We start from the raw sequence: 23,029 nt of genomic DNA on the forward strand, positions 1-23,029 counted from the left end.
GATACGGAGCCGTGTCGACCATGTCTGTCACCATTTCCAAGTAATTTCCAGTCTAAAATGTTGTCGCTTTGGAAGCACGCTGTCAAGCACTATGCACGGCCCGTTGCGGCTTTCAGACAGCCACCGGCGCCTTGATCGCCGGGTCTGGATCGTAGCCCGTCACCTCGAAATCCTCGAAGCGGTAATCGAACAGCGATTCGGGCTTGCGGCGAATGAGCAGGCGCGGCAGTTCCTTGGGCGTGCGCGACAGCTGCAGCTCGACCTGCTCCATGTGGTTGCTGTACAGGTGGCAGTCGCCGCCCGTCCAGATGAACTCGCCGACCTCCAGGCCGGCCTGCTGGGCCATCATGTGGGTCAGGATCGCGTAGGACGCGATGTTGAAGGGCACGCCCAGGAAGATATCGGCGCTGCGCTGGTACAGCTGGCAGGACAGCTTGCCGTCGGCGACGTAGAACTGGAAGAAGGCGTGGCAGGGCGGCAGCTTCATGTTCGGGATGTCGCCCACGTTCCATGCGGAGACGATCATCCGGCGCGAGTCCGGAGTCTGGCGGATCTGCTCCAGCACCTGTGAGATCTGGTCGATGTGGCCGCCATCCGGCGTCGGCCAGCTGCGCCACTGGTAGCCGTAGATCGGGCCCAGGTTGCCGTTCTCGTCGGCCCACTCGTCCCAGATGCTGACCCCGTTTTCCTTCAGGTAGGCGATGTTGGTCGAGCCCTGCAGGAACCAGATCAGTTCATGGATGATCGACTTCAGGTGGACCTTCTTGGTCGTCAGCAGGGGGAAGCCCTGCTGCAGGTCGAAACGCATCTGGTAACCGAAGACCGACAGCGTGCCGGTGCCGGTGCGGTCGGTCTTGACCGCGCCATGTTCTTTCACATGGCGCATGAATTCGAGATATTGGCGCATTCGAAACGATCGATGGGTGACAGCCCGATATTGTAACCGACTGCGCCTGCAGGAATGTCAATACGGCCCGCTCTTTGTCCTCTTATTTGATCTCGGGTTCCACCAGCTTGCCGAGCAGTTCGAGCGACTCCTGCCAGCCGAGGTAGCAGGACTCGAGCGGGATCATCTCGGGAATCCCTTCCTGCACAATGCGCACCTCGACGCCGCAGCTTAGCTCGCGCAGGTCGACGGTGGTCTGCATCCGGCCCGGCAGCTGCGGATCTTCGAAGGCGGCGGTGTAGCGCACCCGCTTGCCCGGTGCGAGCTCGAGGTATTCGCCGCCGAAGGAATGGCTGGCGCCGGTCGTCAGGTTGGTGAAGGACATGCGGTAGCCGCCGCCGACCCGACTGTCCATCTCGTGGACGGTCGCGGTGAAGCCATGCGGCGGCAGCCACTTGGCAAAGGCGGCGGGCGTGGTAAAGGCGCGGTACACGCGCTCGGCGGACGACTTGAAAATGCGATGCAGCTGGACGGTATTGGCGGACATGATGCTTCCCTTGTCGGATGGTCAGAGGACATCCCTCTGCCGGCACGACGAACGGGCCGGCAGGGATTCGACATCGGCGCCGCGATGTTTCAGTCGCCCGGCGGCGCACCGAGCGGGAAGTAATGGCGGAAGCGGCGCGCCTCGTCCACCGCCCGGGCAAACGAAGGCCGCGCCAGCAGGCGCGCGCGATAGGCCGTGACGATGGGGTAGTCGGCGCCGATCGGGTGGGTCCAGTCGGCATAGAACAGCGAGGGCGCGGCGGCGCAGTCGGCCAGCGAAAAGGACTCGCCCGCGGCCCAGGTCCGGTCTGCCAGCTCGCCTTCCAGCCAGGCGTAGGCGCGCTCGAGGCGCTCGCGCGCAAGGAGCACGGCGTCTTCGCGCTTGGCCGGGTCGCCCGTGAGCGCGCCGGCGACGGCCTGCTGCACCGCGTCCATCACGTGCAGGTCGAAGAAACGGTCGAGGAAGCGCACGCCCAGCGCGGCCATCGGATCTTCCGGCAGCAGGCGCACCGGGCCGGGATGGGTCAGCTGCAGGTACTCGATGATGATGCTGGTCTCGACCACGTTGCGTTCGCCGTCGACCAGCAGCGGGAACTTGCGCAGCGGCCAGCGCCGCATCCACTCCGGCGCATGCTGGGGCGTTTCAGGATCGAGCGAACGGAATTCGTGCGCGACAGCGTTCTCGTACAGCGCGATCAGCGCCTTCTGGGTATAGGACGAGAACGGGTGGCCATAGAGAACCAGCGGCATATCGGCTTCCTTTCAAGCAGGTGGCATGGGACGTGCCGCATGACTCTAGCAGAGTTCTCGCGCGTCCCGGCGGCAATTCCTCAGGGTTCGAACTCGACCAGCACCCCGCGCAGGAAGAAGCCGAGGGCGCGCTGGTCGGGCGCGTTGGCCGGCCTTGCCGGCAGGCGGTGTTCGAGCGTGATCTCCAGCAGCGCGGCGCCGGCGGCGGCAGCGGGCAGCGCGAGCGGACCGCGGCCCAGCACCTGTTCGCCGAGGTCGATGCCGTTGACGCGCAGCCGGCTTGCGCGCACACCCTCGACATAGCGCCCGTCCAGGCCGAGGTAGCGCACCCGCCGTCCCTGGGGAATCGCGATGCGCAGGGTCGAGCGCGGGCCATCGGTCCAGACCGCGCCGCCTTCGATGCTGGACCAGCCGCGCTCGAGGATGGGCGGCATGGATGGTCCGACCACGATGCGCAGGCCAGGCGTCGCCGGCTCGCAGCGCAGCGGCGCGTTGTAGTAGCGCCAGCCGGAAGCGAGCGTCACCACCCCGTCCGCGGCCAGCTGCATTCCCGGTTCGCACAGATCGCCATCGCGCGGATTCGACCAGAAGCGCATCAACTTGGTCGGGCCATCCGGTCCGCTGTGGATCACGACGTCGTCGTAATCCATGATGCCGTCGCTGCGCCGTTCGCGCTCCAGGAAGATCTCCGGGTCCGGGTTGTACAGCTGCGGCGCATGGTCGAGCACCCAGCTCGCAAGCCGTCCCTGGGCGATGAAGGCGGGCGTGCGGCCGCGGTAGGCCTGCCAACCGGCCAGTCCCTGCAGCACGATGGCCAGCACCAGCGCCAGGACGCGGGTCCGTGCGTCGAGCCGCACCAGCCCCGCCAGGCACACGGCCAGGATCGGCATCGAGGTCCAGTAGGCGTAGCGCGACAGGTAGAGGGCGCCGCTGTTCCAGTTGGTCGCGGCCAGCGTCGGCAGCGCCATGCCCAGCATCAGGAGGATGGCCAGCCCGAGATGCAGCAGCCACGCGCGCCGCCGGACCGGATCGAGCCTGAGCGCGACGATCGCGGCGCAGGACAGCAGGCCGGGCAGGCCGATGACGAGGCCCTGGTTCAGGTCGAACAGGAAGGAAAACAGGCGATCCGGCGTGACCAGCGCCAGGTCGAAGTAATAGCGGCTGATAATGCTCGGCATGCCGAACAGCGCCTGGTTGTGGACGAAGGGCAGGGCCGCCAGGACCACGCCCGCGGTGACGAGCAGGATGGCGCGCCAGCGCTGCGCGCCTCGCTCGCGCGGCGGGAACAGGGCGGTCGCGGGAAAGCGGCGCAGCAGCAGTACGTATGCGGCGCTGGCGGGGATCAGGCCGGCGATCGAGGGGTTCTGGCTTGCCCCCAGCCCCGCCAGCAGCACTGCCAGTGCCGGGTCGCGCCGCAGCGCCGCCAGGGTCGCCAGCAGCACGCATACGCCGGCCATGACTTCGGGGCCGATCCAGACCGTGTAGTACAGGGGGCCGAGCAGCGCGGCCAGGCCCAGTTCCGGCAGCCGGGTGCCGGGCAGCCAGGCGCGCAGGCAGCAGGCGCCGGCGGCGAGGATGGCGAGGTTCAGCGCGACCAGCGCCATGAAGGGATTCTTGCCGAGCAGCGTCACCACCGCATAGAAGGGCGCCGCCAGCAGCGAGTACAGCCAGAAGTGGATCGCATGCACGCTGCCGTCGCGGGCGCGCGCGTAGCCGCCGTCGATGGGCGTGTCGTGCGCGACGCGCCGGTAGGTATCCGCCAGGAGTTGCGGCGGCAATCCCCCGCGCGCCAGCGCTCCCGGCGGCATGGCCCTGATCGCATCCACGTCGCTTTGCCGCAGCTCGGGCGAGGCGTGCGCCACGAAGCCCTGCGCCATCGTCAGGTATTCCATGCCGTCGCCGATCAGGCGCGCCTTCGACAGGCACAGCACGGCGAACACGGCGAACAGGAAGGCGGCGCCGATGGAAGCGGCTTTGCGCATGATGGCGGTCGACGTGGCAAGAGCGATTCTTGGCATGGTGCTGTTCGGCTGAAAAGCTGTGATTCTAGCAAGCCCGGCGCCGCCGATGCCCTCGCGCAGATATCATGCAGGGATGGTCGAGACCCACAAGTACCCGCCTACGCCCGATGGACGCTATTTCGTCGTCGACGGACGCCTCTGGCGCACCAGTAATCCTGCGCTCGCTCCCGCACGGCGCCAGGAACTGGTCCAGCAATTGATGGACGCGCGCCGCCAGGTGGGCCGTGCGAAGCGAGCCGGCGACGCCACGGCCGAACGCGATGCACGGGCGGCGGTCGATGCGGCCAAACAGGCCCTGGGCGAACGCGGGCCGATGTGGTGGACCGACGGCGCTCCGGACTACAACCGGCGCATGGTGAAGAACACGCCGTATGCCGCCTGGTACGCGGCGCTGCCCGACAGCCCGCGCCCCTAGCCCTGCGCCAGCGCCCGGGCGAACAGCGCCAGCGCCGCATGCACCCGGTCGTCCGGCGCGGCCAGGAGGTTGTCGCCGACGTACAGCTCGAAGGAACTGGTCCCCGGCAGGGCGCCGCTGGCGATGCGGTTGAACATCCAGATGCCCTGCTCCTCGGCCAGCTCGCGCCGGATGGCGAGGGCGCGCTCCGGCGGCACCGGGATATGCAGGTGCAGCATGTTGGCCTGCGGCGCAGCCGGATTCACGCGGATGATCGGGTGGGCCGCCAGGGCCTCGTACAAGAAGCGGGTGCGGCGGAAGTAGTCGGGCATGGCCGCCAGGCGCGCGTCGAACTGCATCGCCGCAGCGACCACGTAGGGCGAGCGGTGGATCACATTGCCGCCTTCGCGCCGGAACCACTCCGCCGCGCGTTCGACGAATTCGCGCCGGCCGGCCAGCATGGCGCCGCCCAGTCCGCCGATGCCCTTGTACAGCGACACGTAGACCGAATCGAAGCCGGCCGCGATCTCGTCTACCTGCTTGCCGTATCCGGCCGCCGCTTCCCACAGGCGCGCGCCGTCCATGTGCAGGTGGGCGCCGCGTTCGCGGCAGTGGGCCTTGATCGCTTCCAGTTCTTCCCAGGGCGATAGCTGGCCGCCGATCTCGCGCAGCGGCAGTTCGATGCCGACCGCGCCCAGGCGGTCCGGGATCGCCGCCAGGTCGGCCGCCTGCCAGGGGCGGTAGCGGTCACCCGCCTGCAAGGCCTTGAAGTGACCGAGCAGCTGGTAGTTGGAGCGTTCGTGTACGAAGATGTGCGAGGTTGGATGCAGTGCGACCAGGTCGCGCGCGCGGTCCTGGCAGGCCAGGCGCAGCGCCGTCACCTGGGCCATGGTGCCGCTGATGCAGAACACCGCCGCTTCCATGCCGAGCAGGCGCGCGACTTTTGCTTCGAATTCCTGCAGCAGGGCGCCCTGGCCGTAGACGTCGTGGTCGACGCCGTTCTCCTCGCACCAGGCGGCCATGGCGGCGAACAATTCAGCGGGACGGCGGGCGCGGTGGCCCGGGAAGATGGTGTGGCAGCGGCGCAGCAGTTCGGTGTCGTTCAAGGCAGGCTCCTGTAGCAGGGCTGCCACTCTACACCGAACTGCGCCTTGTGGTGAAGCCCGCGTCAGCGCTGGGCGAGTGCGAGGGGACGCTTGCCGGCGCCGGGGGCGGGCAAGGCATCGTGCTCGTCCGCCAGGCGGAACAGGCGCACCGCGCGCGCCAGCTCGGCGGCCTGGTCCTGCATGGCCTGGGCGGCGGCACTGGCTTCCTCGACCAGGGCGGCGTTCTGCTGGGTCGCTTCGTCCATCGCACCGACCGAACGGTTGACGTGCTCGATGCCGCTGCTCTGTTCCTGGCTGGCGGCGGTGATCTCGGCCATGATGTCGGTGACCCGCGCCACGCTGGAGAGCACTTCGTTCATCGTCACGCCGGCTTCGGCCACCAGCTTGCCGCCAGCCTCGACTTCGCCGTTCGAGGCATCGATCAGCGCCTTGATTTCCTTGGCCGCGGCAGCGCTGCGCTGCGCCAGGTTGCGCACTTCGCTGGCGACCACGGCAAAGCCGCGGCCCTGTTCGCCGGCGCGCGCCGCTTCCACCGCCGCGTTCAGCGCCAGGATATTGGTCTGGAAGGCGATGCTGTCGATTACGCCGGTGATGTCGGAAATCTTGCGCGAAGACTGGTGGATGGCGTCCATGCGCTCGACCACCTGGGCGACGGTGGCGCCGCCCTTCTGGGCGATGCTGGAGGCGCTGACGGCCAGCTGGTTGGCCTGGCGCGCATTGTCGGCGTTCTGGCGCACGGTGGCGGTCAGCTGGTCCATCGACGAGGCGGTCGTGGCCAGGCTGGCCGCCTGCTCCTCGGTGCGCTGGCACAGGTCGAGGTTGCCGCTCGAGATTTCAGCGGAGGCGGTGGCGATCTGCTCGGCGCCTTCGCGCACCTTGCCGACCACGGTCGACAGGCTGGCGCCGACCGTGTTGATGGCGTCGGTAAGCATGCCGATCTCGTCGCGGCGGCTGTGGTCCATGCGGGCGCTCAGGTCGCCTTCGGCGATGCGCCGTGCAACCTCGCGCACCTCATCAAGCGGGCGGGTGACGCCGGCGCGCACGAAGGCGTACAGGATGGTGGCCAGCACCGCCAGCGCGGCCAGGCCGATCAGGATGAAGCGGTTGCGCAGCGTGGTGGCGGCGGCGGTGATCTCGTCGCGGTAGGTGCCGCCGGCGATGACCCAGTTCCAGTCCTTGATGTGGGTATAGGCAGCGAACTTCTCGCGCGCCGTGGCTTCGCCCGGATTGGCCCAGTCGTAGCTGATCACGCCTTCCTTCTTTTCCAGCATTTCCTTGACGAAGAGGCGGCCGTCGGCAGCGCGGCTGTCGAGGATATTGCTGCCCTCCTTGGCCGGGTGCACCAGCAGGTCGCCGTAATGCTTGCCGGGTGCGGCGTTCAGGACGAAGAAGTAGCCGGTGTCGCCGACCTTGATGGCGCGGATGCGGTCCTTCAGCAGCTTCATGTCTTCCGTGATGTCGACCCCCACGTACAGGACCGCGACCACCTTGCCGCCCGCGTCGCGCACCGGTTCGTACTGGGTGATGTACTGCTTGCCGAACAGGGTCACGAGGCCGATGTAGGTGCCGCCGGCGCGCAGCACGGCATAGGCCGGGCTGTTGCGGTCCAGGCTGGTGCCGACCGCGCGCTCGCCGTTTTCCTTCTTCACCGAGGTCGTCACCCGCACGAAATCGTCGCCGTCGACGGCGAAGATGGTGGCGTTGCCGCGGGTCTGGGCGGTGAAGGCGTCCGGGGCGCTGAAGTCGAGGTTGAGTACCTTGCCGTCCAGCTTGAGCGAAGGCGTCGCCTTGCCGGCGATGTCGACCGTGGCCGAGGTGTCGAGTTCGAATGCGCCGGGCAGGGTGTTGCGGAAGATATGGCCGAAGCTCCTGGCCGAGCTGCTGACGCTCTTGTTGAACATCTCGACCGTATTGGCCACGCTGCGCAGTTCGTTGGCAACGCCCTTGGTGGCGCGTTCCTCGAGCATGTCCGAGGTGGTGATGGTCAGCAGCGCCACCAGTGCGGCGATGACTGAGCCCATCAGGAAAAAGGAAATGACGCTGATCCTGGTGCCGACGTTCCAGTTGGCAGGACGGTATTGATGGAGAAGCATGGGAAGATCCGGAAGCTGAACGCCTCCGCATCTTACCTCCTTAATTTTCCGTATAGCAATAAATGTGACGCGGACTCGCTCCGGATGCGGCAGTGCAGCAACAGAATTGCCCTAACGTCAAGCACTTATTGTCGCTTCGTCATGAAAGGCCAGACTGCTGTATCAATGCAGCGGTAGAGCAGGGCGCGACGCCGGCGCGGCCAGCGCCGGCTGTTCGCCACCGATGCGGAATACGCGCACTGCGCGCGCCAGTTCCGCAGCCTGATCCTGCATGGCCTGGGCGGCGGCACTGGCTTCCTCGACCAGGGCGGCGTTCTGCTGGGTCGCTTCGTCCATCGCACCGACCGAACGGTTGACGTGCTCGATGCCGCTGCTCTGCTCCTGGCTGGCGGCCGTGATCTCGGCCATGATGTCGGTGACCCGCGCCACGCTGGAGAGCACTTCGTTCATCGTCACGCCGGCTTCGGCCACCAGCTTGCCACCGGCCTCGACTTCGCCATTGGAGGCGTCGATCAGCGCCTTGATTTCCTTGGCCGCGGCAGCGCTGCGCTGCGCCAGGTTGCGCACTTCGCTGGCGACCACGGCAAAGCCGCGGCCCTGCTCGCCGGCGCGCGCCGCTTCCACCGCCGCGTTCAGCGCCAGGATATTGGTCTGGAAGGCGATGCTGTCGATCACGCCCGTGATGTCGGAAATCTTGCGCGAAGACTGGTGGATGGCATTCATGCGCTCGACCACCTGGGCGACGGTGGCGCCGCCCTTCTGGGCGATGCTGGAAGCGCTGACGGCCAGCTGGTTGGCCTGGCGCGCATTGTCGGCGTTCTGGCGCACGGTGGCGGTCAGCTGGTCCATCGACGAGGCGGTGGTGGCCAGGCTGGCCGCCTGCTCCTCGGTGCGCTGGCACAGGTCGAGGTTGCCGCTCGAGATTTCGGCCGAGGCGGTGGCGATCTGCTCGGCGCCTTCGCGCACCTTGCCGACCACGGTAGACAGGCCGGCGCCGATGGTGTTGATGGCGTCGTTCAGGAGACCGATCTCGTCGCCGCGCTCGCCGTCAACCCGCGCAGTCAGGTCGCCGTCGGCGATGCGCCTGGCGACGTCACGCACTTCGGCCAGCGGACGCGAGACCTTGGCGCGCATGGTGGTGTACAGCACGCCGGCCAGCACGGCCAGGGCCAGCAGGCCGAAGCCGATGAAGCGGTTGCGCAGGCGGGTGGCGGCCGCGGTGATCTCGTCGAGGTAGGTACCGCCCGCGACCACCCAGTTCCAGTCCTTGACATGGGTGTAAACCACGAACTTCTCGCGTGCCTCGGCTTCGCCCGGGTTCTGCCACGGATAGTGGATGCTGCCTTCCTTCTTCTCGAGGATTTCCTTGACGAAGAAGCGGCCACCGGCATCCTTGCTTTCGGCGATGTTGCTGCCTTCCTTGGCCGGGTGGACGATCAGCTTGCCCCAGTCCTTGCCCGGCGCGGCGTCCAGCACGTAGAAGTAGCCGGTGTCGCCGACCTTCATGGCGCGGATGCGGTCCTTCAGCAGCGCCAGGTCGGCGCTGACGTCGACGCCCACGTACAGCGCCGCCACCACCTTGCCGGCGCCGTCGCGCACCGGCTCGTAATGGGTGATGTACTGCTTGCCGAACAGGGTGGCCAGGCCCAGGTAGCTGCGGCCCTCGCGCAGCGCGGCATGGGCCGGGCTGTCGCGATCCAGGCTGCCGCCGACGGCGCGCTCGCCGTTTTCCAGCTTCACCGAGCTGCTCACGCTGATGAACTGCTCGCCATCGTGGACGAAGATGGTCGCCGTACCGCCGGTTTGCGTGCTGAATGCGTCGGGCACGCTGAAGTCGAGGTTCAGGACCTTGCCGTCCAGTTTCAGGCTTGGCGTGGCCTTGCCCCTGACGTCGACCGGGCTGGCCGGGTCGAGCTCGAGGCTGCCGGGCAGCGAGGATCTGAGGATTTCACCGAAACTGCGGATCTGGCCGCTGGCCCCGCGGTTGAACATGTCGACCGTGTTGGCGACGCTGCGCAGCTCGTTCTGCACGCTGTGCGCGGCACGCTCTTCCAGCATCGATGAAATGGAGAAGGTGATCACCACCAGCAGCGCTGCAATGGTGGTGCCCATCAGGGCGAAGGTGATGGCACTGATGCGGGTGCCGAGGGTCCAGCTGGCTGGGTGAAGCTGATTGTTGGTCATGAGAGGGCGAGGTGCAGGACAGCCCGGCATGATACAGCCCAACGTTTCCATTTGACAACAAGCGTTGCCAAAAATTTGATGAATTTGCTGCGTTGTTGCAACAATATGAACGGGTCATGCCCGGTACATGAACCCGTTCCGGCCCTGCTCAGGAAAGCTGCTCGAGCGGCAGCGGCGCCTGGAACTGCAGCGCCGCCAGCTTGGCGTACACGCCGCCCTGGGCCACTAGCGAGGCGTGCGTGCCCGATTCCACCACCCGGCCTTCGTCGAGCACGATGATGCGGTCGGCGCGCTGCACGGTCGCCAGGCGGTGCGCGATGATGATCGTGGTGCGGCCGACCATCGCCGCTTCCAGCGCGCGCTGCACCAGGCGTTCCGATTCGGCGTCGAGTGCGCTGGTGGCTTCGTCGAGCAGCAGCAGGGGCGGGTTCTTGAGCAGGGCGCGCGCGATCGCGATGCGCTGGCGCTGGCCGCCCGACAGGCGCACCCCGCGCTCGCCCAGGAAGGAGCCGTAGCCCTGCGGCAGGCGCTCGATGAATTCGTGGGCGGCGGCAGCCTTCGCCGCCTGGAACACTTCCTCGTCGCTGGCATCGGGCCGGCCGTAGCGAATGTTTTCCAGCGCATTGGCCGAGAAGATGATGGTGTCCTGGGGAACGATGCCGATCGCGCCGCGCAGGGTATGCAGCGCCAGGTCGCGGATGTCGACGCCGTCCAGGCGGATCGAACCGGCCTGCGGGTCGTAGAAGCGCAGCAGCAGCTGGAACAGGGTGGTCTTGCCGGCGCCCGAAGGTCCGACCAGGGCGACGGTCTCGCCGGCTGCGACGTCCAGGCTCAGGTGCGAGATCGCGGCGCTGTCCAGGCGCGAGGGGTAGCTGAAGCTGACCTGGTCCAGCGTCACGCGGGCACCGTTGGCGGTACGCGCCGGCAGCGCTTGCGGGCGGGCCGGATCCTGGATGTCGGAACGCGCCGCCAGCAGCTCGAGCAGGCGCTCGGTGGCGCCGGCGGCGCGCTGGGCTTCGCCCATCACTTCCGACAGCGCGCCGATCGAGCCGGCGACGATCGAGGCGTACAGGATGAACTGGCCAAGGTCGCCGCCGGTCATGGTGCCGGCCAGCACCGCGTGGGCGCCCAGCCAGAGCACGAACACGATCGCGCCGAACACCAGCACGATGGCCAGCATGGTGAGCACGGCGCGCGCGCGGATGCGGCGGATCGCGGTCTGGAAGGCGCTGTCCACCGAGCGCTGGAAGCGGCCCGCCTCGACGCCTTCCTGGGTGAACGACTGCACGGTGGGCATGGCGTTCAGGATTTCGCCGGCCAGCGCCGAGGCGTCGGCGATGCGGTCCTGCGAATCGCGCGAGAGCTTGCGCACGCGGCGGCCGAACAGCACGATCGGCAGCACCACCAGCACCAGGAGGCCCAGGATGATCGCGGTGAGCTTCGGGCTGGTCACGAACAGCATCACCAGGCCGCCCACGAACAGCAGCGTGTTGCGCAGGGCCAGCGAAATGCTGGTGCCGACCACGCTCTGGATCAGGGTGGTGTCGGTGGTCAGGCGCGACAGCACTTCGCCGGTGCGGGTGGTCTCGAAAAACTCGGGACTCTGGTGCACCACGTGGCGGTAGACGGCGGCGCGGATGTCGGCCGTGACGCGCTCGCCCAGCCACGAGACCATGAAGAAGCGCGCCGCGGTGGCCACGCCCAGCACGGCGGCCACGCCGAACAGGGCCAAAAAGGTCGCGTCCACGTGTTCGATGCTCTGGGAACCGGCGCTGGCGCCGAAGCCGTGGTCGATCATCTGCTTGAAGGCGGCCGGAATGGCGAGCGTGGCGCCGGCCGCGAACAGCAGCGCGATGCCGGCGAGGACGAACTGGCGGCGGTAGGGGCGCAAGAAAGGAAGCAGGCCCTTGAGGGTGGCCAGGCTGCCCTTGCGCGAAGCATCCAGGTCTTGTGTGTCGGTCTTGCTGGTGGAGCGGGAAGTCATCGTCTCTGTTCTTGTTTCTTCTTTGTTCAAAGCTTCATCGGGCGCACGTAGCCCGTCATTTCCAGGTAGCCGCGCCCCACGCGCTTGCCGGCGCGGCTCACGGTCACCGCGCCTTCCCAGTACACCGCGCCGGTCGAGCGGCGCGAGTCGAGTTCCTGGTCTTGCTGCAGGGGAGTGAGCTGCCAGCGCAAGCTGCCGGTCGCCACCTCCTGGGCCACCGGATACTCGGCATTGGTGCGCGGCGACTTCCAGCGCGCGGTGGGGGTGAAACTCACCTGGTCGGGCGCGTAGCGGGTCACCTTGCCCGCGGCATCGCGCACCGTAGCGTGCGCCCATAGTTTACCACCTTGCCGGGCCCGGATCTGGAATGCCATCAGGGCCCCGCCATCGTCGAGGTTCACCCCGATCCAGTCCCAGCCGGTGGCCTCGGGCTGCAGCGCTTCGCTCGACCATTCGTGATCCAGCCAGGCGCTGCCCGTGACCGCCACCGGCTGGCTGCCGGCACGGCCGATCCTGCCGCTGACCTTCAGCTGCGGCTCGCTGTAGTAATGGCTGGCGTGCTGCGGGCTGGCGCCCTTGCGCGAGTAGCCGCCTTCGCCCTGCACCAGCACCGGCTGGGTGGGCTGCAGGCGCAGCTCCAGCGTCAGTTCGCTGGAGCGGATGGTGACGCGGTAGGCGCCCGAACTTTCCCTCACCATGCGCCAGTCGTCGAGCTTGAGGTCGGTGTTGCCGGTGCGCGCCCAGGCCAGGCCGAAGCCTTCGCGCGCGCTCTTCTGGTCGTGCACCAGCCGGCCCAGCTCCGGGTCGGACAGGGCCGCGTGGCCGATCACCAGCTGGCGCGGGGCGAAGGCGCTCGGGTTGTTCGGATCGTGTTCGGTGCGGCTGCGGAAAAAGGTGACCTGGAAGCCGAGCGGCTTGCCCTCGGGCGTGTCCACCCAGCCGGTGGCATACCACCACTCGGTACGGAATTCCGGATGGGCGCCGAAGTCGCGCGGGAAGCTCAAGGCCACGCCGGGCGTGACCGGCGCGAACGTCGGCGGATCCGCGTGGACCCACCCGCACAGCAGCATCATCAAGCCGAACAGCACACCCCGCATCACCAATCCTCCCTGACCGCGCGTACCGGACCACCCGACAGCGCATAGCGTCCCGACACCAGCGCGGTGGCGATCGACGCCGCCACCAGCACCGCCGCGACGCTCCCCAGCAGGGGCCACGGCGGGTAGAGCCCCATCGTCCAGTGGAAGGACTGGGGATTCACAACATAAACCAGGATCAGGCTGATGACCAGTCCCAGTGCGAAGCCGCAGGCCACGCCCAGCAGCGTGAGAAAACCGCCTTCGAAGGCAAGGATGCCCAGCACCTGGCGGCGGGTGACGCCGACGTGGCGCAGCATGCCGAATTCCTTTGAGCGCGCCAGGGTCTGGGCCGAGAAGCTGGCGGCCACCCCGGATAGTCCGATCGCAATGGCGATCGCCTCCAGCAGGTAGGTGACGGCAAAGCTGCGGTCGAAGATCTTCAGGCTGGCGGCGCGGATGTCGCCCGCCGACATCATCTGCAGCGCGGGTCCGAAGGGCAGGGCGCGCACCGCTCCCTCCAGCGCCTCGGCGCTGCTGCCGCGCGCCGCGAACAGGGCCGCATCCGTGACTTCGGCCTCGCCGGTGAGCGCTCGGTAGTCCTGCAGGCGGATCACCACGGAACCGGCCTGGTTGGCGTAGTCGCGCCAGACGCCGGCGACAAAAAACTCGGCCTGGCCCCCGCCCAGGGGCAGCGTCAAGGCTTGGCCCACGCGCGCGCCGTACAGGTCGAGCAGGGCTTCCGACACCCAGGCCGGACGCGCGCTCGCCGGCACGGGGGCAGTCTCACCCACCAGGAACAGCAGGCTCCCGGGATCCCGCGCGTCGATGTCGCGCGCGATCAGCACCACGTTGGGCCGGTCCGGCGACAGCGAGACCGGGCGGGTGCGGAGGAACTGGGCGCGCGCCACCCCAGGCGTCGAGGCCAGCGCCGCCTGCTGCTGAGGGCTGAGAAAGCCGGTATTGCCGCCGGCCGCAGTGCGGACATACAGGTCGGCCGGCAGGATGTGGCCCATCCAGTCGTCCACCGAAACCCGGAAGCTGGCCACCATGATGCCCATCGCCACCATCAGGCTGAAGCTGGCCAGCACCCCGCCCAGCGCGATCGAGGCCTGGCCCGGGGCGTTGGCCAGCCGCGACAGCGCCAGCACCAGCACCGGCGGCATGCGCCGGCTGCGCAGGGCCAGGCTTTCCATGCGTCGGAAGGAGAGCGCGGCCAGGCGCGGCATCAGGCCGATACCGCCGACCAGCAGCAGGGCGATCGCCAGGTAGCCGAACAGGGGCAGTTCGAACACCGGCGGCGCAAAGGCCAGCACGCCGGCGAGTGCGAGGCACACCAGCGACGGCCACACGCGCGAGAGGCGCATTAGTGCGGCTTCGTCGGCGCCCGACTTGATCGCCACCGCCGGGCGTGCGCGCGCCGCTTCCATGGCCGGCGCCAGGCAGCCGAGCAGGGCCACGCCAAGGCCGAGTCCGAAGAACACCGCGGCCGCGAGCGGCGTGAAGGCGACCCGCGGCCGGATGCCGGGGAAGTAGCCGGCGCCGAGGTCACCGCCGAAGAAATGCAAAGCCAGCGCCGCCAGCGCATAGCCGCCGGCCACGCCGAGCAGGGCGCCGACTATACCCAGGCTGGCGCCTTCGAGCAGCACCTGGCGCAGCAGCTGGCCGCGTTCGAGTCCCAGTACGCGCAGCAGCGCGAACTGGCTGCGCCGCCGCATCACGGACAAGGCCTGGGTCGAGAACACCAGGAAGGCCCCGGTGAACAGGGCGACCAGCGCCAGCACGGTGAGGTTGACGCGGTAGGCGCGGCTCAGGTTGGCGTTGCGTTGTTCCTGGTCGCCATCGTTCGGCTGGCGCACCGTGAAGCGGCCCGGGTAGGCAGCCGCCAGGTCCGCCGCCAGGGTACGCTGGAAGCGCGTGCGGTCGACGCCGTCGCGCAGCTTCAGGTCGATGCGCGACAGGCGGCCCAGCTGCCGGAAGCGCCACTGCATGGCGCCGATGTCCATCACCGCGATACGCTGGCCGGCGCGGGCGCGCGCCACCTGGCCGGCCACGCGTAGCCTGACGTCTGCCGTCCCGGCGCGCAGCACGATGCTGTCGCCCGGGCGCTTGCCGAGCCAGGCCAGGGCGGCGGGCGACAGGAAGACCGCGTCGTCGGCCAGCACATCCAGCATGCGGCCTTCCTGCGGCACGCCGGTCAGGTCGGGCGCGATGAAACCGGCGCGGAAGGCATCGATGCCGACGATGCGCAGTGCGCCCTGGGCATGGGTGAGGCCGGCCGACAGTTCCAGCACGGGCGAAGCCACGGCGACTTCGGGGTGGGCGGCGAGGCGCGCATAGACGGCTTCGTCGAACAGAGGTTCGCGCCCGGCGACCTGGACGTCGGCCTGGCCGGACAGGCTTTTCACGGCGGCCGAGAATTCGTTGAAGGCGGCGGCGTTGATCAGGTGGATGGCAAAGCCCATCGCGACGCCGACCGCGATGGCGGCGATCGCCAGCAGGGCGCGCACGGGATGGGCGCGCCACTCGCCGAACAGCAGCCAGCGCGCCAGCAGCGTGGGATGGGGACTCAGGCCGGACATTCCACCGCCAGCAGCTCCGCCTGGCGCCTCGCTTTCGATCGGGCACGCTCGCTGCCCTGGTCGGCGTCGCGCCGTGTGCGCGCCTCCTCTTCCTCGAGCCACTTCTGCTGCAGGCGCAGCTTGTCGCAGCGGCGCTTCTGGCTTGAAGCGGCCTGGCGCAGGCGCTCGGCGCGGGCGCCGGCGCGCGCTTCCTGTTCGTCGCGCGCCAGCCTGGCGTCTTCGATTTCCTGCAGCATGGCGCGTTCGCGCGCGAGGCGATCGAGCGCTTCCGGCGCCGGCGCGGGCGTCTGCACCTTGAGGGCGACGGCGTTCTGGCCGCAAGGCCGGTCGTGGTAGCTGATCCGGCCGCCTTCATTGCATTTGTAGATGGTGTCGGCCGTCGCGGCCCCGGCGGGGAGCCAGAGCGCCGCCGCAAGAACATGCTTCAACATGGATATCCCCCGGTCACAGAATTTTGCCAGGGTTCATAATGCCGAGCGGGTCCAGGGCGGCCTTGATGGCACGCATCATGTCCAGCTCGACTGCCGGCTTATAGCGCGGCAGCTCGTCGCGCTTGAGCGCCCCCACGCCGTGTTCGGCCGAGATCGAACCCCGCATGGCGGCGACGCTGTCGTGCACGATGCGGTTGACGGCGTCCTGGTGGGCCAGGAAGCTGTCGTGGCCAATCCCTTCGGGCGGCGCGACGTTGTAATGCAGGTTGCCGTCGCCCAAGTGACCGAAGCACACGACCTGGCATCCCGGAAAGGCCGCTTGCAGGGCCGCATCGGTGCGCTCGAGAAAGGCCGGGATACTGGAGACGGGCAGCGAGATGTCGTGCTTGATGTTCTTGCCGGCCGCGGCCTGGGCCAGCGGGATGTGCTCGCGCAGCTTCCACAGGCCGAGCGACTGCGCCACCGAGGTCGCGAGCACGGCGTCAAGGGCCACGCCGGCGTCGAGCGCGGCCCCGACGCTCGTTTCGACCAGCTCGGCGGCGCCGTCTTCCGAGTCGTTGCTCGACAGCTCGACCAGCGCATAGTGCGGGTAATGCGTGGCGAAGGGCCGCGGCAGGTCGGGGAACTGGCGCGCCACCAGGCGCAGGCAGAAGTCCGACATCAATTCGAAGCCGGTCAGCGCGGCGCCGCAGCGCTGCTGCAGCAGCGACAGCAGGGCCAGCGCGCCGGCGGGGGAGTCGAGTGCGACCAGGGCGGTGAGCGCCGCGCGCGGCTGCGGGTAGAGCTTGAGCACGGCGGCGGTGATCACGCCCAGCGTGCCCTCGGCGCCGATGAAGAGCTCGCGCAGCGCATAGCCGGTATTGTCCTTGCGCAGGGCGCGCAGGCCGTCCCAGAGCTGGCCCTGGGCCGTGACCACTTCCAGGCCCAGGCACAGCTCGCGCGTGTTCCCGTAGCGCAGCACCGCGGTGCCGCCGGCATTGGTCGAGAGGTTGCCGCCAATGGTGCAGCTGCCTTCGGCCGCCAGCGAGAGCGGAAACAGCATGCCGGCGCCTGACGCCGCCTCCTGGATGTCGGCCAGGATGCAGCCGGCCTCGACCGTCATGGTGCGGTTGGCGGCGTCGATGTCGCGGATCCGGTTCAGGCGCCGCAGCGACAGGACGATGGCCGTGCCGCTGGCGTCGGGCACGCTGCCCAGCACCAGGCCGGTGCGTCCGCCCTGGGGCACGATGGGCACGCGCGCGGCGGCGCAGGCCGCGACCACCTTCGCCACCTCATGGGTATCGGCAGGGAGCACGACGGCGCGGGCGCGCCCGGTGAAGCGGCCGCGCCAGTCGGCCAGGTAGGGCGCCATGGCGGGCGGGTCCGTGACCAGGTGCGCCTCGCCCACCAGCGCGCGCAATGTGGGCAACAATTCGTGGCCCAGCAGCGAATCAGTCATGCGGGACTTTGACCTTGTCGAGCAGTTCCTTGGCCAGGCGCTTGGCTTCTTTCTTGTAGGGGTGCAGGAACAGCAGGGCGCAGGCGTAGTAGACGAACACCAGCGCGATCTCGCCGGCCGCCATGACGCGCGAGGCGGGCGAGGTGTCGGCCCAGGCGCGTACCACGCCTTCGGCGAAATAGATCAGGATGACCATCGACGACCATTGCAGCGTGTACAGGTCGCGCTTGATCACGCCGCGCAGCGGCAGCAGCAGGGGCAGAGCCTTGAGCGCAAGCAGCGACCCGCCCGGATGCAGGGGCGCCACGAACACTTCCCAGGCGACCAGCCAGCCGATCAGCCAGATCAGGCTCGCGATCGCGCCTGCATGAAAGACTTTTGCGGTATCCATCAGTGCATTCCCTGCAGTTTGACCGCGGCCAGGGCCAGACGTTTGCCCAGGGCGATGGCGAGCACCCGCTCGTCCTCGGTGAGGGCGCGCTTGCCGTCGGCGCCGGCCCAGTGCGAGGCGCCGTAGGGGCTGCCGCCGCTGGCGGTGTTCATGAGTTCAGGATGCGAATAAGGCAGGCCCATCACTAGCATGCCATGGTGCAACAACGGTATCATCATCGACAGCAGCGTCGATTCCTGGCCGCCGTGCAGGCTGCCGGTGGACGTAAACACGACCGCCGGCTTGCCGGACAGGGTGCCGTTGACCCAGTCGGCCGCGGTGCCATCGAGGAAGTACTTGACGCTTGAGGCCATATTGCCGAAACGGGTCGGCGAGCCGAGCGCGAGGCCGGCGCACTCGCGCAGGTCTTCCAGCTCGACATAGGGCGCCCCCTCGAGCGGAATGGCGGGCGCGGTGGCCTCGCTGACTGCCGACACGGCGGGCACGGTACGCAGGCGCGCCTCGGCCCCGGGCACGCTTTCGATGCCCTGGGCGACCAGTTCTGCCAGTTTGCGGGTGGCGCCGTGGCGCGAGTAGTACAGCACGAGGATGGTCAAGGTGTCATTCATCGTTGGTATTATAGGGCGCTTTGCTCAATTGACATGCCCTTCGCGGGGCGAATCGTAACGCCGGATGATTTCCAAAACCGTACACTCCCTGTCGCGCACCACCTCGGACATGCTGGCCCTCGGCGTCGACCGCGCCCGCGGCCTGACCCTGGGCGAGACGCGCGACCTGCTGCGCTTCGCCCGGCGCCGCCTGCGCGAAGAAAAATTGCCCCAGGTAGCAGGGAGCCTGACCTTCACCACGACCCTGGCCCTGGTGCCGCTCTTGACCATCGTGCTGGCGATCCTGACCACTTTCCCGGTGTTCGGCCAGCTGCGCACGGCGCTCGACACCTGGTTCGTCCAGACCCTGATGCCGAAGGCGATCGCCAATACGATCAGCGCCAACCTGACCCAGTTCGCCAGCAAGGCCAAGGGCCTGTCGCTGCTGGGTGCGGTGCTCCTGCTGCTGACCACCACGACCATGATGGGCATGATCGAGCGCGCCTTCAACCAGATCTGGGGTGTGCGCCGCCCGCGCCCGTGGTCGCAGCGGGTGCTGGTCTACTGGGCATTGATCTCGCTGGGGCCGATCCTGTTCGGCCTGTCCCTGAGCGCAACCTCCCAGCTGTTCACGGCGACCGGCGGCCTGACCCGGAGTCTGCCTTTCCTCGGCACGCTGTTCTACACGGTGGTGTCGGTGGTATTGAGCACGGGCGCCTATACGCTGCTCTACATGGCGGTGCCGAATCGCCGCGTGTACTGGCGCGACGCGGTCTGGGGCGGGCTGGCGGCGGCGATCGCGTTCGAGATCGCCAAGCGCCTGTTCGCCCTGTTCATCCGCCAGTTTCCGACCTACGCCATCATCTACGGCGCGCTGGCGGCGCTGCCGCTGTTCCTGGTGTGGATGTACCTGTCCTGGCTGATCACCCTGGTGGGCGCGGTGCTGGCGGCGGCGTTGCCGGTGGTGAAGTACGAGCGCTGGAAACACCAGCCGAGCCTGGGCAGTGCCTTTGTCGATGCGATGGCGGTGCTGAAAGTCTTGCACGGCAATTCGCGCGTGACCGGCACCAGCCTGGTGTCCTCGGCGGCGATCCGGGCGCATACCCGCATCGGCTACGACGAGATGGGCATGCTGCTCGAGAAGATGGTGGCGGCCGGTTGGGTCGGGCGGGTGCAGGAGGAGTTGCCCTTGCGGGCAGGCTGGGGCCGCGGCCTGCGCCAGAACGTCGACAACTGGGTGCTGCTGGTGGACCCGGCCAGGCTGCGGCTGGCCGAGGTCTACCGGCTGTTCGTGTTCGACGCCGCAGCGACGGACGAGCCGGTGCCGGCCACGCCGCTGGCGCTCGACACGGCGGCGCTGGCGCGCCAGGTGGAAAGCGCGGTCGAGCAGGGACTGGAGCAGACCCTGGCCGAGCACTTCGCGGCCCCAGGCTGACGGGCTCTTACCAGCTCAGCTTCCCGGTCAGCATCTGCCAGTACATCACCCAATCGGCGCGGAACGAGTACCAGGGCTGGGAGAACGAGGCCGGCCTGTTCTTCTCGTAGAAGAAGTGGCCGATCCAGGCGCCGCCGTAGCCGCTCACGACCGCGAACAGCAGCCACCAGGCGTTCAGGCTGTCGATGTACTGGGCGATCGCCGCGATCGCCGACGAGGTGCCGATGAAGTGGGCGCGGCGGCAGCGCCGGTCGGCGTGCTGGGTCAGGTAGTAGGGATAGAACTCCGCAAAGCTGGCGTAGCGGGCCGTCATGGGGTCTCCTGCGTCTCCATTGGTTTGATCGACGCGGCGAAGCCGGCCAGGGCGTCGAGCACCGCGTCGGGCGCCTCGGCCATCATCTGGTGGCCGGCGTCCACGTGGACGATTGTGCCATGGGCCATCGCTGCGGTCAGCAGTTTTGTCGAGCGGGGCGGCGTCATCACATCCTTCTTGCCGAATACGAACAGGACCGGGCAGCGCACGGCGCTCGCCGCCGCTTCGCCCTCGGCGTAGCTGTTGCAGGCCGCGAAATCCGTGTAGAACAGCTGCGCCGGGTTGCGGGCCGACATGCGCTGCATCAGGCGCCGCGCGCCGCCCATCACCGAAAAGCCCGGGCCCGGGCAAGAGGGCTTGTGCGCGATCGAGGAGTGCGACCAGGCGTTGACCATGTCGATCGCCGCTTCCTCGTCGTCGCGCGCGGTTTGCAGGAGCGTGTCCGAGACCTTCATCGGATAGGTGGTGCCGAGCAGGGCCAGGGCCGCGACCACGTCCGGCGCGCGGCGGCTCGCTTCCAGCGCGATGAGCGAGCCCATGCTGTGTCCCGCGAGGATGGCACGGCGCACGCCTGCCGCATCCAGCACGACCAGCAGCCAGTCGGCCATCTCCCCGATGCTGGTCAGGGCCGGGCCGCTGCTGCGGCCATGGCCCGGAAGGTCGACCGCCAGCACCGAGTGGCCATGGTGCGCGAGGTAGCGGCTCTGCAGGGCCCAGACCGAATGGTCGTTCTGGGCGCCATGGATCAGGACGACCGTCGGCAAGGCCGGGTCGAAAGGCTTGCCGCCGGTGTAGGCATAGGCGCTCGCGCCATCCATGTCGAACTGCATCTCAGGCTCCCTTCTGGGCAATCTTGAGCCCGCGCTTCAGGTCGTCGATCAGGTCGTCCGCGTCTTCCAGGCCGACCGACAGGCGCATCGTGCCTTCCCGGACGCCGGTCGCGGCCAGCTGCTCCGGCGGGACGCGGAAATGGGTGGTCGAAGCCGGGTGGATCACCAGCGACTTTGCGTCGCCGACGTTGGCCAGGTGCGAGAACACCTGCAGGCTGTCGGCAAAGCGCCGGCCCGCCGCGCGGTCGCCCTTCAGGTCGAAGGTGAACACGGCGCCGCAGCCCTTCGGCAGCAGCTTTTGCGCGAGGAGGTGATCCGGATGCGAGTCCAGCTCGGGATACGACACCGATTCCACTGCCGGGTGGCTGGCCAGGAACTCGACCACGCGGCGCGTATTGGCCACGTGGCGCTCCATGCGCAGGCCAAGGGTCTCGATGCCCTGCAGGATGGCGAAGGCGTTGTGCGGGCTCATCGCCGCGCCGAAGTCGCGCAGGCCTTCGCGCCGCGCGCGCAACGCGAACGGGGCGACGGTCGACTCTTCCGCGAACACCATGCCGTGGAAGCCCTCGTAGGGTTCGCACAGTTCCGGGAAACGCCCGCTGGCGGCGTGGGCCGCGTCCCAGTCGAAGGTGCCGCCGTCCACCAGCAGGCCGCCGATCGCGGTGCCGTGCCCGCACAGGAACTTGGTGGCGGAATGGAACAGCAGGTCGGCGCCCAGCTCGAAGGGGCGCTGCAGGTATGGCGTGGTGAAGGTCGCGTCCACCATCAGCGGCAGGTGGTGCTCGTGGGCGAGGGCGGCGATTGCCGGGATGTCGAACACGTCCAGGCCCGGGTTGCCCAGGGTTTCGCCGTACAGCACTTTTGTGTTCGGGCGGATCGCGGCGCGCCAGGCGTCCAGGTCGCGCGGGTTCACGAAAGTGGTCTCGATGCCGAAGCGGCGCAGAGTGTAGTGCAGCAGGTTGTGGGCGCCGCCGTACAGGCTGCTGGAAGCGACGATGTGCGAGCCGGCCCCGGCGATGGTCGCCAGGCCCAGGTGCATCGCGGCCTGGCCGCTGGCGGTGGCGATGCCGGCCACGCCGCCTTCGAGGGCGGCGATGCGCTCTTCCAGCACCGCATTGGTCGGGTTCGAGATGCGCGAGTACACGTGGCCGGCGCGCTCCATGTTGAACAGGGCGGCCGCATGGCTTGAATCGCGGAAGGCGAAGGACGAGGTGAAATGGATCGGCGTGGCGCGCGCGCCGGTGGCCGGGTCGGGGCTACTACCGGCATGCAGGGCCAGCGTGTCGAAGCCGGGGTAGGGGGAACCGCTCATCGTCTTTGCTCATCCATGAAACGCGATGGGGCGCATCGTAGCACTTATTTAAGGCGCCGCAACACCGGCTCATCCCTGCTTTGGTGCAATGCTGGATTTTTTGGCGGGCATCGGCTACAGTCGGAGTTATGAGTTATACAAATATTGCTGAAATCACCAACCAACCGGACGGGGTGGCCACCATGAAAGTCTCCGAGATCCTGCAGGTGAAGGGCGAAATCCTCTATACCGTCACGCCGGACATGCCGCTGGTACAGGCGGCGGCCACGATGGCGGAAAAGGACATCGGCTCGCTGGTCGTCATGGAATACGGCGACCTGGTCGGCATGCTGACCTTCCGTGAAGTGATCAAGGAACTGAACGCCCAGGGCGGCGCCCTCGGTTCGGGCACCGTGCGCAAGGTGATGGACGACAGCCCGATCACCGTGACCCCGGATACCGAAGTCAACGAAGTGCGCCGCATCATGCTGGAAAAGCACGCGCGCTACCTGCCCGTGATGAATGCCCGCACCCTGCTGGGCGTGATCTCGTTCTACGACGTCGCCAGGGCGGTGCTGGAAGCGCAGAGCTTCGAGAACCGCATGCTCAAGGCCTATATCCGCGATTGGCCGGCCGAACAAAGCGCCGAAGACTGACGTAACCGGCGCCGCAACCGGGTACCCGGTTTTGT

Annotated in this window: 20 protein-coding genes; 3 read left to right on the plus strand and 17 right to left on the minus strand. The window is 68.2% G+C overall.

The window, feature by feature from the left end; all coding sequences use genetic code 11:
* Positions 1 to 112 precede the first annotated feature (112 nt).
* The 4 genes from thyA to LK542_RS07515 all read right to left on the minus strand — a co-directional run bounded on the left by thyA (position 113) and on the right by LK542_RS07515 (position 4,200).
* A complete protein-coding gene (gene thyA, locus LK542_RS07500; protein ID WP_227811407.1) occupies positions 113 to 907 on the minus strand; it encodes a thymidylate synthase in 795 nt (264 codons plus the stop codon).
* A gap of 82 nt (positions 908 to 989) precedes the next feature.
* On the minus strand, positions 990 to 1,433 hold the full coding sequence (locus tag LK542_RS07505; RefSeq protein WP_227803120.1) for an SRPBCC family protein: 444 nt from the start codon (positions 1,431 to 1,433) through the stop codon (positions 990 to 992).
* Positions 1,434 to 1,522: 89 nt separating this feature from the next.
* Positions 1,523 to 2,182: a glutathione S-transferase family protein gene (locus tag LK542_RS07510; RefSeq protein ID WP_227811408.1), complete on the minus strand. Its 660-nt coding sequence runs from the start codon at positions 2,180 to 2,182 to the stop codon at positions 1,523 to 1,525.
* A gap of 80 nt (positions 2,183 to 2,262) precedes the next feature.
* Positions 2,263 to 4,200: a hypothetical protein gene (locus tag LK542_RS07515; protein ID WP_227811409.1), complete on the minus strand. Its 1,938-nt coding sequence runs from the start codon at positions 4,198 to 4,200 to the stop codon at positions 2,263 to 2,265.
* A 76-nt stretch (positions 4,201 to 4,276) separates the two neighbouring features.
* On the opposite strand from LK542_RS07515, the gene LK542_RS07520 reads away from it, so the two are divergent.
* Entirely contained in the window at positions 4,277 to 4,618 is a 342-nt protein-coding gene (locus LK542_RS07520; RefSeq protein ID WP_227811410.1) for a hypothetical protein, read from the plus strand.
* On the opposite strand, the gene LK542_RS07525 is transcribed toward LK542_RS07520, so the two are convergent.
* From LK542_RS07525 to wrbA, 10 genes are all read right to left on the minus strand, one after another.
* Positions 4,615 to 5,703, minus strand: a complete 1,089-nt coding sequence (locus tag LK542_RS07525; RefSeq protein ID WP_227811411.1) for a low specificity L-threonine aldolase — start codon at positions 5,701 to 5,703, stop codon at positions 4,615 to 4,617. The genes LK542_RS07520 and LK542_RS07525 overlap by 4 nt on opposite strands.
* 62 nt (positions 5,704 to 5,765) lie before the next feature.
* Entirely contained in the window at positions 5,766 to 7,796 is a 2,031-nt protein-coding gene (locus LK542_RS07530) for a Cache 3/Cache 2 fusion domain-containing protein (protein WP_227811412.1), read from the minus strand.
* Positions 7,797 to 7,958: 162 nt separating this feature from the next.
* On the minus strand, positions 7,959 to 9,980 hold the full coding sequence (locus LK542_RS07535) for a Cache 3/Cache 2 fusion domain-containing protein (RefSeq protein ID WP_227811413.1): 2,022 nt from the start codon (positions 9,978 to 9,980) through the stop codon (positions 7,959 to 7,961).
* Positions 9,981 to 10,128: 148 nt separating this feature from the next.
* Positions 10,129 to 11,964 carry an ABC transporter transmembrane domain-containing protein gene (locus LK542_RS07540; RefSeq protein ID WP_227803113.1) on the minus strand — a complete coding sequence of 612 codons (1,836 nt, stop codon included), beginning with the start codon at positions 11,962 to 11,964 and terminating at the stop codon, positions 10,129 to 10,131.
* A gap of 26 nt (positions 11,965 to 11,990) precedes the next feature.
* Entirely contained in the window at positions 11,991 to 13,061 is a 1,071-nt protein-coding gene (locus LK542_RS07545) for a carotenoid 1,2-hydratase (protein ID WP_227811414.1), read from the minus strand.
* Positions 13,061 to 15,622 carry an FtsX-like permease family protein gene (locus LK542_RS07550; RefSeq protein ID WP_227811415.1) on the minus strand — a complete coding sequence of 854 codons (2,562 nt, stop codon included), beginning with the start codon at positions 15,620 to 15,622 and terminating at the stop codon, positions 13,061 to 13,063. Before LK542_RS07550 ends, LK542_RS07545 begins: the two co-directional genes overlap by 1 nt.
* A complete protein-coding gene (locus tag LK542_RS07555) occupies positions 15,610 to 16,053 on the minus strand; it encodes a DUF4124 domain-containing protein (protein ID WP_227811416.1) in 444 nt (147 codons plus the stop codon). The genes LK542_RS07550 and LK542_RS07555 overlap by 13 nt, the downstream gene beginning before the upstream one ends.
* Positions 16,054 to 16,066: 13 nt before the next feature.
* A complete protein-coding gene (locus tag LK542_RS07560) occupies positions 16,067 to 17,491 on the minus strand; it encodes an FAD-binding oxidoreductase (RefSeq protein WP_227811417.1) in 1,425 nt (474 codons plus the stop codon).
* Entirely contained in the window at positions 17,484 to 17,882 is a 399-nt protein-coding gene (locus LK542_RS07565; protein WP_227803108.1) for a DUF2069 domain-containing protein, read from the minus strand. Before LK542_RS07565 ends, LK542_RS07560 begins: the two co-directional genes overlap by 8 nt.
* On the minus strand, positions 17,882 to 18,490 hold the full coding sequence (wrbA, locus tag LK542_RS07570; protein WP_227803107.1) for an NAD(P)H:quinone oxidoreductase: 609 nt from the start codon (positions 18,488 to 18,490) through the stop codon (positions 17,882 to 17,884). The genes LK542_RS07565 and wrbA overlap by 1 nt, the downstream gene beginning before the upstream one ends.
* Positions 18,491 to 18,554: 64 nt before the next feature.
* On the opposite strand from wrbA, the gene LK542_RS07575 reads away from it, so the two are divergent.
* Complete coding sequence (locus LK542_RS07575; protein ID WP_374040125.1) at positions 18,555 to 19,904, plus strand: YihY family inner membrane protein; 1,350 nt, start codon at positions 18,555 to 18,557, stop codon at positions 19,902 to 19,904.
* Positions 19,905 to 19,911: 7 nt separating this feature from the next.
* On the opposite strand, the gene LK542_RS07580 is transcribed toward LK542_RS07575, so the two are convergent.
* Genes LK542_RS07580 through LK542_RS07590 form a run of 3 tightly spaced genes read right to left on the minus strand, consistent with a single transcriptional unit; the run spans position 19,912 to position 22,359 of the window.
* Positions 19,912 to 20,217 (minus strand): DUF962 domain-containing protein, encoded by a 306-nt coding sequence (locus tag LK542_RS07580; protein ID WP_227811418.1) that lies wholly within the window; start codon positions 20,215 to 20,217, stop codon positions 19,912 to 19,914.
* Positions 20,214 to 21,047, minus strand: coding sequence for an alpha/beta fold hydrolase (locus LK542_RS07585; RefSeq protein WP_227811419.1), 834 nt, complete (start codon positions 21,045 to 21,047; stop codon positions 20,214 to 20,216). Before LK542_RS07585 ends, LK542_RS07580 begins: the two co-directional genes overlap by 4 nt.
* A gap of 1 nt (position 21,048) precedes the next feature.
* On the minus strand, positions 21,049 to 22,359 hold the full coding sequence (locus LK542_RS07590) for an O-acetylhomoserine aminocarboxypropyltransferase (RefSeq protein ID WP_227811420.1): 1,311 nt from the start codon (positions 22,357 to 22,359) through the stop codon (positions 21,049 to 21,051).
* A 182-nt stretch (positions 22,360 to 22,541) separates the two neighbouring features.
* On the opposite strand from LK542_RS07590, the gene LK542_RS07595 reads away from it, so the two are divergent.
* Entirely contained in the window at positions 22,542 to 22,994 is a 453-nt protein-coding gene (locus LK542_RS07595) for a CBS domain-containing protein (RefSeq protein ID WP_227803103.1), read from the plus strand.
* The last annotated feature ends 35 nt before the right edge of the window (positions 22,995 to 23,029 follow it).

Source organism: Massilia sp. IC2-477 (assembly GCF_020707265.1).
Classification (GTDB): Bacteria; Pseudomonadota; Gammaproteobacteria; order Burkholderiales; family Burkholderiaceae_D; genus Telluria.